Origin of the sequence: Methyloprofundus sedimenti (genome assembly GCF_002072955.1) — a bacterium.
In the GTDB taxonomy this organism is placed as follows: Bacteria; Pseudomonadota; Gammaproteobacteria; order Methylococcales; family Methylomonadaceae; genus Methyloprofundus; species Methyloprofundus sedimenti.
This window is the reverse complement of the sequence record NZ_LPUF01000003.1, coordinates 205,126-217,132: the sequence shown is the minus strand read 5'-3', so window position 1 is coordinate 217,132 and position 12,007 is coordinate 205,126. Positions and strand designations below refer to the sequence as shown.

General features: G+C 40.5%; 16 protein-coding genes. 8 read left to right on the top strand and 8 right to left on the bottom strand.

The annotated features are described in order from the left end of the window. Positions 1-60 precede the first annotated feature (60 nt). Entirely contained in the window at positions 61-471 is a 411-nt protein-coding gene (locus AU255_RS15880; RefSeq protein WP_080523902.1) for a hypothetical protein, read from the bottom strand. 74 nt (positions 472-545) lie between these two features. On the opposite strand from AU255_RS15880, the gene AU255_RS15875 reads away from it, so the two are divergent. Continuing rightward, the gene (locus AU255_RS15875; protein ID WP_080523901.1) at positions 546-1,346 is read left to right on the top strand and encodes an undecaprenyl-diphosphate phosphatase; all 801 of its coding nucleotides are present in this window, start codon (positions 546-548) and stop codon (positions 1,344-1,346) included. Here the strand turns inward: AU255_RS15875 and AU255_RS15870 are convergent. After that, the gene (locus AU255_RS15870) at positions 1,299-1,868 is read right to left on the bottom strand and encodes a Smr/MutS family protein (RefSeq protein WP_080523900.1); all 570 of its coding nucleotides are present in this window, start codon (positions 1,866-1,868) and stop codon (positions 1,299-1,301) included. The genes AU255_RS15875 and AU255_RS15870 overlap by 48 nt on opposite strands. Before the next feature lie 62 nt (positions 1,869-1,930). Between AU255_RS15870 and surE the strand changes: the two genes are divergently transcribed. Further along, positions 1,931-2,671, top strand: coding sequence for a 5'/3'-nucleotidase SurE (gene surE / locus AU255_RS15865; RefSeq protein ID WP_080523899.1), 741 nt, complete (start codon positions 1,931-1,933; stop codon positions 2,669-2,671). After that, on the top strand, positions 2,668-3,327 hold the full coding sequence (locus AU255_RS15860) for a protein-L-isoaspartate(D-aspartate) O-methyltransferase (RefSeq protein WP_080523898.1): 660 nt from the start codon (positions 2,668-2,670) through the stop codon (positions 3,325-3,327). The genes surE and AU255_RS15860 overlap by 4 nt, the downstream gene beginning before the upstream one ends. Positions 3,328-3,538: 211 nt before the next feature. On the opposite strand, the gene AU255_RS15855 is transcribed toward AU255_RS15860, so the two are convergent. The 5 genes from AU255_RS15855 to ubiG all read right to left on the bottom strand — a co-directional run bounded on the left by AU255_RS15855 (position 3,539) and on the right by ubiG (position 7,151). Further along, complete coding sequence (locus AU255_RS15855) at positions 3,539-4,327, bottom strand: pentapeptide repeat-containing protein (RefSeq protein ID WP_080523897.1); 789 nt, start codon at positions 4,325-4,327, stop codon at positions 3,539-3,541. A gap of 150 nt (positions 4,328-4,477) precedes the next feature. After that, the gene (sufT, locus tag AU255_RS15850) at positions 4,478-5,026 is read right to left on the bottom strand and encodes a putative Fe-S cluster assembly protein SufT (protein WP_080523896.1); all 549 of its coding nucleotides are present in this window, start codon (positions 5,024-5,026) and stop codon (positions 4,478-4,480) included. Between the two features lie 11 nt (positions 5,027-5,037). Beyond that, the gene (locus AU255_RS15845; protein ID WP_080523895.1) at positions 5,038-5,766 is read right to left on the bottom strand and encodes an SDR family NAD(P)-dependent oxidoreductase; all 729 of its coding nucleotides are present in this window, start codon (positions 5,764-5,766) and stop codon (positions 5,038-5,040) included. Continuing rightward, a complete protein-coding gene (gene gph / locus AU255_RS15840; protein WP_080523894.1) occupies positions 5,753-6,439 on the bottom strand; it encodes a phosphoglycolate phosphatase in 687 nt (228 codons plus the stop codon). The genes AU255_RS15845 and gph overlap by 14 nt, the downstream gene beginning before the upstream one ends. A gap of 4 nt (positions 6,440-6,443) precedes the next feature. Continuing rightward, positions 6,444-7,151 (bottom strand): bifunctional 2-polyprenyl-6-hydroxyphenol methylase/3-demethylubiquinol 3-O-methyltransferase UbiG, encoded by a 708-nt coding sequence (gene ubiG / locus AU255_RS15835; RefSeq protein ID WP_080523893.1) that lies wholly within the window; start codon positions 7,149-7,151, stop codon positions 6,444-6,446. Positions 7,152-7,303: 152 nt separating this feature from the next. Here ubiG and AU255_RS15830 point away from each other — a divergent pair, with 152 nt between their 5' ends. From AU255_RS15830 to fae, 3 genes are all read left to right on the top strand, one after another. Beyond that, on the top strand, positions 7,304-8,215 hold the full coding sequence (locus AU255_RS15830; RefSeq protein WP_080523892.1) for an ATP-grasp domain-containing protein: 912 nt from the start codon (positions 7,304-7,306) through the stop codon (positions 8,213-8,215). Further along, positions 8,209-9,063 (top strand): triphosphoribosyl-dephospho-CoA synthase, encoded by an 855-nt coding sequence (locus AU255_RS15825; protein ID WP_080523891.1) that lies wholly within the window; start codon positions 8,209-8,211, stop codon positions 9,061-9,063. The genes AU255_RS15830 and AU255_RS15825 overlap by 7 nt, the downstream gene beginning before the upstream one ends. A 99-nt stretch (positions 9,064-9,162) precedes the next feature. After that, a complete protein-coding gene (gene fae, locus AU255_RS15820; protein WP_080524180.1) occupies positions 9,163-9,678 on the top strand; it encodes a formaldehyde-activating enzyme in 516 nt (171 codons plus the stop codon). Between the two features lie 257 nt (positions 9,679-9,935). On the opposite strand, the gene AU255_RS15815 is transcribed toward fae, so the two are convergent. Further along, complete coding sequence (locus AU255_RS15815; protein WP_233144701.1) at positions 9,936-10,577, bottom strand: DUF3047 domain-containing protein; 642 nt, start codon at positions 10,575-10,577, stop codon at positions 9,936-9,938. A gap of 287 nt (positions 10,578-10,864) precedes the next feature. Between AU255_RS15815 and AU255_RS15810 the strand changes: the two genes are divergently transcribed. Both AU255_RS15810 and AU255_RS15805 read left to right on the top strand, forming a co-directional pair. Further along, the gene (locus AU255_RS15810; RefSeq protein ID WP_080523889.1) at positions 10,865-11,551 is read left to right on the top strand and encodes a rhomboid family intramembrane serine protease; all 687 of its coding nucleotides are present in this window, start codon (positions 10,865-10,867) and stop codon (positions 11,549-11,551) included. Positions 11,552-11,645: 94 nt separating this feature from the next. Further along, positions 11,646-11,969, top strand: coding sequence for a hypothetical protein (locus AU255_RS15805; RefSeq protein WP_080523888.1), 324 nt, complete (start codon positions 11,646-11,648; stop codon positions 11,967-11,969). The last annotated feature ends 38 nt before the right edge of the window (positions 11,970-12,007 follow it).

Here is a 12,007-nt window from a genome sequence, read left to right as displayed (position 1 = left end):
AAGTAATAAGCGCATTAACTTATATAGTTTTCATGTTTATGGATAGCAATTTTTTGAGCGTTATTTTACAAAGCAACTCTTTTCTGCATACTCTTCAGCTTCTTTTAAGCGCGTACGTAAATCTTTAGATTGCTTTGGATCGCGGAAAACAGCGCCATTTTCACCAGGCGTACTACGTAGCATAGTGAAAGTTGACGCGGCTTCATATTCTTCAAAGCTTAATTTCTCAGCAATTTTATCAATTTTGCAGCCACAGGCATATTGTGAAACATAATCCAGATTACCGCCATGCTTGGCAATACAGTTAAATACATATTCAACGCGGTCACGGGTCGGGTAATTGTTCATTACAACAATTTCAGTTTCAATAGTCTCAACTTCAACGCCTTTTTTGTCACATAGTGTCGAGCATCCTGATGTAAGAACTGCGCTAAAAGCTAAGGTGCTAAAAGTGATAATTTTTTTTTGCATAATGTTAAAACCGAAGGTTAATCAAGGTAAAATATCAATGTATTTTACCACTATTTTTTATAATTGGATTATTAATGGATATTTTGCAAGCAATTGCTCTAGCTGTATTACAGGGACTGACGGAGTTCTTACCGATATCAAGCTCTGCTCATTTGATTTTATTACCGGTAATTGTCGGCTGGGATGACCAAGGCCTAGCGTTTGATGTAGCAGTACATGTGGGCACATTAACAGCGGTCGTCGTTTATTATCGTCAAGATTTGCTAAAACTCATATCCGCATGGTTCGGTTCTTTGCTGGGCAAAGGATTTAATGATGAGGCTAAATTGGCATGGTATGTGGGCTTAGGAACAATACCAGTAGGATTAGTCGGCATTAGTTTGTCAGATGCCATGCAGGAAGCATTGCGTTCACCATTGGTCATTGCAGCGGCAACAATCGTATTTGCTTTATTGCTATGGTGGGCAGAAAAGCGAGCCAAAGAGCAACGCGATACTATTACCTTATTAGATGCTGTCGTCGTCGGCCTGTTTCAGGCGATTGCCTTAATACCAGGTACATCGCGTTCAGGTATTACCATTACCGCTGGCCTATTATTAGGACTAAAGCGCGAGTATGCGGCTAAATTTTCCTTTTTATTATCGATTCCAGTGATTGCCTTGGCGGGATCTTTAAAGGCACTGGAATTGTACCAGTCTGGTTTTGATATTTTGTGGGGATTTATGTTTATCGGTGCGGCTGTTTCGGCGGTCGTCGCTTATTTAAGTATTGCCTGGTTCTTGAAACTACTTAATAAAATCAGTATGATGCCGTTTGTCTGGTATCGCTTAGTATTGGGCATCGTCTTGATCGGAGTATTTGCCGGACAAGCTTAGTAAAACAATGACAGCTCCTGCTCCACCATCTTTTTGTGCGGCGGAACAAAAAGCTTGAACTTCCTGATGCTGTCTTAGCCAGAGGTTAAGATCATTTTTTAAAACGGGGAGGTTGTTTTCCGAACGGTAGCCTTTGCCGTGAATAATGCGTACACAGCGGCAACCATCTTGTTCGCAAAAATGTAAAAATTTGATTAATGCTCGTTTTGCTTCAGCACTGGTTAAGTTATGTAAATCGAGCTCAGCATCCAGCCCAAAATGACCACGACGCATTTTTTTCAGAACATTTTTTTGCAGGCCAGGTGCGCTATAACTAAAGGTGTCTTCAGCTTGCAAGATATTGATCGGTTCGGTTTGTGACAGCGTTAATTTATCCGCAATATGCGGTGTTTTTTTCTTAGGATAAGCTTTGGGTTTTTGAGTAGGCACTATGCTGCGCTTATCCGATTTAATGGGTGTAACTTTGCCTATGCTCTCAAGAAATAAACTACTTTCTTGTTTTTTTTCTGGTTTATCGTTCACGTTAGCTGTATTTTAATTGATTAAGCACTCATATTAACAATTTTATAGAATTTAATAAAAAAATGCATATTCTGCTAAGTAATGATGATGGATATTTAGCGCAAGGACTTATTGCGCTGGCTGAAGGACTGCAATCATTTGCAGAAATTTCAGTGGTTGCACCCGATAGAAACCGCAGTGCAGCAAGTAACTCGCTAACTTTGGAAATGCCTTTGCGAGCCCAGCAAATGGCAAATGGTTTTATCAAGGTTGATGGTACACCCACAGATTGTGTGCATCTGGCTATCACCGGACTGTTAGATAAAGAGCCGGATATGGTTTTTGCAGGTATAAATCATGGTGCTAATCTGGGCGACGATGTACTCTATTCGGGGACTGTCGCTGCTGCAACTGAAGGGCGCTTTTTGGGCTTGCCGGCAGTTGCTATTTCTATGGTCAGTAGTGACCCTCAAAACCTTGATACAGCCGTTAAAGTAGCTGGTGAGATTTTACAACGCTTATTAGATAAACCGTTAGCAAAAGATATTCTATTAAATGTTAATGTACCGGATTTGCCCTGGGCTGAGATTAAAGGTTTTCAATCAACTCGTCTGGGGCAAAGACATAAAGCAGAACCGGTTATTCAGGCTAAGGATCCCAGAGGAAGAATAATATATTGGGTTGGACCGCCTGGGGCAGAACAGGATGCAGGACCGGGAACGGATTTCTATGCGGTGAGTCAGGGGTATGTTTCAGTGACGCCCTTGCAGTTGGATTTAACCCGCTATGATGCGCTCGATTTGTTAAAGGAATGGTTACAATGAATTCAATACAAGGAATAGGCATGACATCAAGGCGCACACGTGAACGCATGATTGATCGCCTGATTGATCAGGGAATTACCAGCCACAAAATTCTGGATGCAATGCGCAATGTGCCTAGGCATCTATTTATGGATGATGCTTTAGCCAGTCGGGCGTATGAAGATACCTCTTTGCCTATTGGTCACGGGCAAACGATTTCTCAGCCTTATATCGTCGCTAAAATGACCGAATTATTAGTCGATCAGCGGCACTTAAAGAATGTACTGGAAATAGGGACGGGCTGTGGTTATCACACAGCAGTATTAGCGCAACTGGTAGAGCATGTGAATACTGTTGAACGTATTTATCCCTTGCATAAACAGGCAAAAGACAGGCTATGGGGACTGGAAATACGAAATGTCAGCTATTTGCATAATGATGGTGGCTGTGGCTGGCCAGAAAAAGCACTGTTTGATGGCATCTTGGTTGCCGCTGCACCATCTGAAATTCCGGAGAAATTATTAGAGCAGTTGGCAGTCGGTGGCATTCTGCTGATTCCTATTGGTAAAGAGCGCGGTATGCAGGAGCTACAAAGAGTGATACGTACTGAATCAGGTTATGATATAGAGCGTCTGGAACCAGTGAGTTTTGTACCGTTTATGTCAGGTAAGGGATGAGCGTTTTGCTACCCATGCAAAAACTACAAACCAGATTCGTTATGTTTACACAACAAGAAGCTATCTGAAAATCATTCTTTAACAAGCTTAAGAAATATTTCAAAATCTTTTGACCTATATTAAAGTTACTTCTGTCTAATTTAACGGTGCAGGACTCATAAATAATTGTTTGCGGCAGTGATTATACTTGGCTGTATTGCAAGAGTTATCCTTAATCAAACATGTCTGCGCTTTTAGTTGTATTGTTTATTAATCCGCGCGTACTATCTAAGCCCTGTATTTTTGCAAAAGTAGCACCTGTTAATAGAGCATTTGTGAAGTTGGATTCGTCTAATTTTGCAGCGGTAAAGTCAACATGCCTGACGTTGGCATTGGTGAAGTTAGCTGCACCTAATTCCGCTGAAATTAATATAGCATTTTTTAAATTTGCACCCGTTAAGTTGGCAAAGCGTAAAGTTGCACGGCCTAAATCGGCATTTTGTAAATTGGCATTTGTCAGGTTGACTTTATTTAAACTAACGCGCATTAAGCCCATAGGTTGATTTTTCATATCAGCCCCCCAGCGTATATTCGATAAATTCGCGTTAGTCATATCGGAGTTATCCAGATTAGCAATAACTCGGCTATCACTGAAATTGACATTGCTTAAGTCAGAACGCATCATGCTGACACCAAAGATACTGACTCCGGACAGATCTGCACCGGATAGGTTGACCCCAGTCATCACTGTTAAATCTAAAACGAGACCAGAAAAGTTGCTTTGACTTAAATTTGCACCACGTAAATCTGCTCCCCATAAATCGGCATTGCGGAAGTCGAGTTTCGATAAATCTACACCTTTTAAATTTTTGCGTCTTAGGTCCGCGGGTTTTGCCTTGTTTGCTTTTTTAAGTAGTTGTATTACTTCGCTACGCGATAAATCAGCGGCAGAAGCTGTATTGGCAATAAGACTGGATAAGATGAGTGTCAGTGCGCATGCGATATTTTTTTTGTTTTGCATGAGAGGTTCTCCTGTATATACAAATAGCTATCGAAATTTATGAGCAGCTTATTATGCTTAGGAGGCGGATTTAGCCTGCCTTCAATATTAGCGGGCTAAAGCCATGCCCTACAATTATCTTGTGGTATTCCTGGATTATTGTTGCAAGGTCTAAAAAAGCCCTAATTGCACTTGTGCTACTTCAGACATCATTTCACGTGACCAGGGTGGATCCAGTACCACTTCAACCTGTACTGATTCTACACCAGGCAAGGCACGGATAGCTTTTTCTACATCACTTTGAATAACGGGGCCCATGCCGCAACCTGGTGCGGTCAGTGTCATCATGATATGAACACTATTAAGCGCTTTGCCTACACTTTCAACTTTGCAATTATAGACTAACCCTAGGTCCACAATATTAACAGGAATTTCAGGGTCATAGACGGTCTTCATGACTTCCCAGCAATTTTTTTCCACGGCACTTGGGTCCGTTTCAGATGCTAATGTATGTAATTCGTGAGGTTCTTTGCCTAAGGCATCGGCATCGACACTTGAAATTCTGACCATATGACCATGATCGGTAACAACAGTGTAATTGTTGCCTAGATCCTGATGGATAGTCACTTGTTTACCTTTACTAAGCGTACCATGATTCCCGTCCGGGATAAGCACAACGTTTACGTCGCGTGTCAGGGTAATTGTTTCTCTTTCAGACATGATTGTTTCAACTATAATTTAAAAGTTCGTGCGTCTACAATTTGCCCTGTTGTGCCTATACTTTGAGGACTGAACAAATAGAGATAAGCAGGGATTATTTCTACCATTTCGGGTAGTTTGTTTTTAACTTCGGCAGGAAAAGCTTTGTTTCTGAGTGGCGAATTAACTGGACCAGGAATTAAAATATTGACTCTTATTTTTCCTGCATCGCTAAGTTCTTCGGCAAGAATTTTAGCATAGCTTTCAACGGCAATTTTAGATACACCGTAGGCTCCTGCATAGGCTCTGGCTTCGCGGACAAAGGAATCGCTAGTGACAACTATGGATGCATGTTCTGCTTTTTGCAACAAAGGAAGTAAGACCTGAGTTAATAAAAAAACTGCATTCAAATTAACATTTAGTGTATGACCCCATGCCATCGTGCCATGTATAGACATTGGCGTAAATGCATCGAGCTCAGTTGCTGAATGTAATAGACCGTCTAAATGCCCATATTTTTCTTCTATGGTATTGGCAAGCTCATGGTATTGCACTTCCGTTGCACCCGCTAAATCAAATGGATAGATTGCCGGAGTGGGGGCATTGGTAGCAATAATGGCATCATAAATTTTTTCTAATTTAGGGATACTTTTATCCAGTAGAATAATCTGGGCGCCTCGTTTTGCGAGTGCTAGCGCTGCTGTGCCGCCTAAGCCGCCACCCGCGCCAGTGATAAGAATAGAGTGCTTAGTTAAGGACATGGCTTTGATTTGTTATCCAGTCTAAAATTTCATTCGGGTGATGTATTAATGCATCGGCTCCCCAGTCCTGAGGCTTGTCATCGGGTTTTAAGTACCCCCAGGTTGCTGCAAGAGTTTTCATATTAGCGGCTTTTCCTGCTGCTATATCATGTTGTGCATCCCCAATATAAAGACACTGTTCAGGAAGCACCTGGATCTGGCGACAAGCCGTTAGCATCGGTTCAGGGTGAGGTTTGCTATAGGCTGTTGTATCGCCACATATAATACAGGCAGAGCGTTTAGTTAGGTCCAAAGCACGCATTAATGGATGGGTCATGCGCTCACGTTTATTGGTAATTACTCCCCAGGGAATCCCTTTGGCTTCCAGAGTGACTAATAGTTCAGGCATACCGGTATATAGATGGGTAAAATCGGCGATATGTTGTTCATAATAATTAAGTAGCCAATCTAAAATATCGGCTTTTATTGCATTAGATACATCTTGTTCCAGAGCAGTTTCTATCATGACTGCCGCACCGTAAGAGATATAAGGCGTTATGGCATGCACGGGTACTTCCGGGAAGTTATAATGTGCCAGCGCCTTATTCAGCGCAGTGGTTAAATCAGGGGCGGTATTGAGTAGCGTGCCATCTAAATCAAATAACACGCAGGATAAGCCAAACTCTTTGTTCATGGTTTTATTCAGGACGTTTGAAAGCCGCTATATAATTGATGTCTATATCATCATTTAAACTGAAATTTTTAGTCAATGGATTATATTGAATGCCTATCATGCCTTGCAATTCAAGTCCGGCATTGCGTGCCGATTGACTCAGTTCAGAAGGTTTGATAAACGTTTTATAATCATGCGTACCCGCAGGGAGCATTTTTAAAATATGTTCAGCTGCGACTATGGCCAGTAGATATGCTTTTGGCTTGCGGTTTAATGTTGAGAAAAAAACATAGCCTCCGGGTTTAACCATTTTTGCACAGGCGGCTATTACTGAACCTGGCTCTGGCACATGTTCCAACATTTCCATGCAAACTACATGATCAAAACAGGCGCTTTCTGCATCTGCCAAAGCTTCTGCGCTAATTTTCTTATAACTCGCTTTAACGCCGGACTCCAGGCCATGTAAATCAGCAATATCAATTAGTTCCTCACTTAAGTCGATACCCAGCATATCCGCACCTTTTTTAGCGAGTCCTTCCGTCAGGATTCCACCACCACAGCCAACATCTACGATACGCTGGTTTTGCAGGCTGATAAACTTCTGGATGTAGTGAATGCGCAGGGGGTTAATGTCATGCAGAGTTTTGAACTCGCCATTTCTATCCCACCAGCGCTCCGCTTGAGAGCCAAATTTGTTAATTTCGTGTTCGTGTACGTTTTCTGTCGCAGTCATGATGTTAGGCTTGTTTTGGTTTTGACTATAGTATACTAGAATACTAGGTTATTAGAATATGCTATTAATAAAATTTGCTAACTCAAGTCATTCGTTTTTTTATTAACGGTATAATGTTTTTATTCTTTATATTTTACAGGTTTTAAATATTTGTGGGACGAATAGCAATATTTACTGATGATCCAGGCTGGCATGGGCAGCAATTACGCCAGGCTTTTGCTGCGCGTGGTTACAGTGCAGAATATGTATCCTTAACTGAATGTCGAATACAGTTGCAAGAAGGGCTTTTACCTCTTTATATTCCGGGTTTTACAGGATCATTGCCCGATGCTGTTTTTGTCCGTGGTGTACCTGGCGGCTCTTTAGAAGAAGTTGTATTGTATCTGGATATACTGCATGCTCTGAAAATAATGGGTATCCCTGTTTATAATGATGGTCATGCCATAGAGCGTAGTGTTGACAAGGGTATGACCAGTTTTTTATTGCAACAACACGCTGTACCAACTCCGCAAACCTGGGTTTTGAGGGATAGGCAACAGGCTTTAGCGATTGCTGAAGAGCAATTGAGGGCAGGGCATCAGTTAATCAGTAAGCCGGTTTTTGGCTCACAAGGCGAAGGCATTCGGCGCATAGAAAAAATGACGGATTTATTCTGGTTAACACATAGCCGTGGCGTGTATTATTTGCAGCGCTTTGTAAAATGTGCCGGTGAGGGTTATTCTGATTGGCGTGTGTTTGTCGTTCGCGGAAAAGTAATTGCAAGTATGCGCAGGCGTGGTATCCATTGGTTAAATAATGTTGCGCGAGGTGCAAGTTGTGAAGCGATGCAAGCTGATTATGAGATGACCGATATAGCAATTAAAGCTAGCAAGGCATTACAAATGAGTTATGCAGGTGTGGATATTATTCGCACTCAAGACGGCAATTATAAAGTCATCGAAGTGAATAGCATTCCGGCATGGAAAGGTCTGGAAAGTGTCTGTGATATTCAGGTGGCTAAAATTCTAGTCGAAGATTTATTAAGCTATTGTGCGACATCAGAAAAAATGGATGCTGTATGTTGACTCAGCGACAGTTGATTAAGGCTTATGAATATGCCTGTGAAATAGAACTTCGCGCTTTTAAACCGGGTAATGTCAGCATTTATGCTGATGGACATGATATGACGGTTGATGATTTTAGATTGAGTGCAAAGCAAAGTTCAGAGCCAATAGGCAATAGAAATTATAATCTGGGTGAACGAATTTATTATGCGGTTAAAGCTACCCGGGAAGCGGTAGGTTGTAATACTAATTTAGGTATTATCTTATTATGTGCTCCCTTATTACTTGCCGCTGAAAGTGCTAAGTCCGCAAAAGAATTAAGGCATAAGCTGGCGGGAGTGTTAGCCAATACTAGTATTGAAGATGCTGATTGGGTTTTTCGTGCAATTGCATTAGCTGCGCCCGGAGGTTTGGGTAAGTCAGAGCAACAGGATGTTGCTCAAAAGCCTGGTGTCACTTTGACGGAGGCAATGCAAATAGCCAGTGATAGAGATAGAATTGCCTTGCAGTTTATAACAAATTATAAAGATGTTTTCGATTTTTTAGTTTTAAGGTATAATTGGGCATTCAATCGATGGGGTGAGGCAGAGTGGTCGGCTGTTGCAGTTTATGCAACTATGCTAGCTAAGTATCCTGATAGTCATATCGAACGAAAATACGGCGGTCTTTACACCAAGATGGTGATGGATAAGATGGCTTTGGTTGACGGTAAATTATCTAATATTGATAGACCTGAACAGTTAAAGAATTATCTACGAAAAGTAGATGACGACTTCAAGTTTGCAGGAATTAATCCAGGTACAGCAGCTGATTTCACAGTAGTAACAGTTTTAGCTGTACAGCTAGAACTGTTATTATCAAATGGATAGGTTTATTGTTTTCCATAACAAATTTTAGGTATTTAAGGATATTGACAAGTGTCAATTCTAGATATAGTTTTTTCTTTTTTTTCTGAGGGTAATAGTAGCATGGCTAAAATTAACAACTTACGCGTTGGTGAATCTTTAAACGGTGACGGAAACGAAGTTGCGCACATTGACTTAATGATGGGACCTCGCGGTTCAGCTGCAGAGTCTGCTTTCGCAAACTGCTTAACAAACAACAAAGACGGTTTCTCTAGCTTATTAGCTGTTGTTGCTCCTAACCTTATGGTTAAGCCTGCAACTGTTATGTTCAACAAAGTAACAATCAAAGGTTCTAAGCAAGCAGTTCAAATGTTTGGCCCAGCACAACGTGGTGTTGCAATGGCTGTTGCTGATTGTGTTGAAGATGGAACTATCCCAGCTGATGAAGCTGATGATTTATTTATCTCTGTTGGTGTTTTCATTCACTGGTTAGCAGAAGATGATGCAGCTATCGAGAAAAACAACTATGATGCTGTTAAAGCTTCTATCAAAAATGCTGTAGCTGGAACTCCAACTGCTGCTGAAGTTGTTGCTCAAAAAGCGACTGCAAAACATCCATTTGCAGCAAACAACGTTTAATCATAACGATTTTACAGACTGTTTGAAAAAGCCTCGGTTTACCGGGGCTTTTTTTTGCCTGCTGTTTAGGAAACTTAATTGCTGCTTTAGATTTCTGTGCAAAGAAAAAATAGGTAATAAGGAAATAAACTGCATAGTATCGCCAGGTACGCTAGATATAATGAGTGCTGTCTCCAAGGCGCCTTACTCTCGACCAACAATCCCTACTTTATAAATTCCCCATCCTTGACCGTGTGAGGACAATTTATCTCATTCGCTTATTCCTTACTGAAATAAATATCAGCATAGTAGCTAAGTGCATTTCCTCCTGAATTATCAGTATCAGTCATAATAGCAAGCCCGTCTATAAATCGGATATCTTTGCCAAAGTGTTTTTTTAAGTCTGCTAATACATCGCGTTTCTCTGTATACCAATGTTTTGTTTGATCGGTATTTGAGCGTATCGCTATCATCATGACACTGTCACCTGTAAAAGGATTCGCCCAGGCTTCATTTACAGGGCTGTGATTAGCCCATACATAAGTGATTGCCTTGTTTTGCCAAAATCCCCACTTACCTTTAATGATGAGGTAAACCCGTGCGGTAAAATCATCACCCTGTTTGCTTTGTTCGTCGCTAATAGAAAGTTTCTGGTCTATGCGCCAGGACCAGTTTAAATAAGGTGTTTTCTGCAAATCTATGTGCATTTCTTTATACAGGCTTGAGGCGCTTGAAATGCTTTTTGCCTCCAGAACTGTCTTTTTGTCCAGTTTAACGATCTGATACTGAGTATGGTTTTTAAATGATTTTTGCTGCCAATCGTTTAATGACTGTGTTGAAAAATCACTGATAAAAACAGGTTCAGCATGGACATTAAAGGAGCAGAGATAAAACATTATTATCAAATTTCGTAGTGACATGGTGATGGTTATTTATCGCTTTTAGCGCATTATGTTTAAAAAGTTTGTTATATACTTTCGCAGTTAAGACGGTGGGCTTTCTGGCTGCTTAGCTGAAAAAGTTACCAAGCCGGCTATCCAATTGTTTCAGTACCTTACATGATATAAAAATTAGCGTTCTACAAATTTCGTATCCGTGGCCGCGCGAAGCATAGCTTTAAAGCTTATGTGGTCAGTGATTTGATTATCATGTTAAAGTGCTTAAACCTAAGCATTTAATCAACTCTTAATACTCCATTTGCTGATATATGATACCTATTAGAGACACTACTGTATGTTATACCACGCCTTATGTTACATGGGCTTTAATGTTTATTTGTATCAGTCTTTTTGTGTTGCTGGAATTTTCTCCCGACCAGATTCATCATTATATTATCTATATTTATGGCATGGTTCCTCTACGGTATACCAATCCCGAGTGGGCCATCGCAATGGGTTACCCTGTAGATCATTATTTATCTTTTATAACTAATCTATTTTTGCATGGCGGGTGGTTACACTTGATTATGAATATGTGGTTTCTGTGGCTTTTTGCAGGCAAAATAGAGGACAGGATGGGGCATGTCAGGTTTATTATTTTTTATCTCATATGCGGTTTTATTGCCAGTACAATACAGTGGCTTTATACGCCAGACTTAGTGATGCCCGTTGTTGGGGCTTCAGGGGCAATAGCGGGTGTTTTAGGCGCTTATTTTTTTCTGTACCCTTATTCGAGAATTGTAATCTGGATTCCAATCTTATTGTTACCTATTTTTATTGAGATTCCTGCAATTGCTTTTATTGGTCTCTGGGTTATTTTTCAAATGGCTAAAGCTACCACGGCTGTCATGTTTTATGAAGGTGCTTCAGATGTTGCATTATGGGCACATTTAGGTGGATTTATTGCCGGATTTTTATTATTTCGCTATTTTCTTAGAAAAGATTATCCCGGATAAATGCCTTTAAGGTATAATCCTTCGATAATTTTAAATTCTTTGCAAGCAGATTTTATCGTCTGTTTTGAGTTATTCTTAGGAAGTTGATGCCCAAATGAAAAAAGTTAATATTGCCTTAGTAAGGCTTATCCAGTTTGTTGTTTTTGTTGTTTTTACCTTTGTCGTCATTGTTTATTTTGCTGCGATGGTTTTTATTCCATTAGATGCATTAGTCATGATTAGCAAACTATTAGGTGTAGTCGGTATCAATACCTTTATAGGCGCATTGATTGGATTACCTATTGTCGGTTACTTAGGGAAAATGGTTTACCAGACACCTGGATTGGTTGGCATGGTAATGGAAACAGGTATGGATCTGATTAAAACGGGTAAAGATAAAGTTGAAGCATTCAACAAAATTGCAGAATCTGTTAAATAAATAATCAAAGGACTTCAGCTTTGCTGTTTTCTTGTATT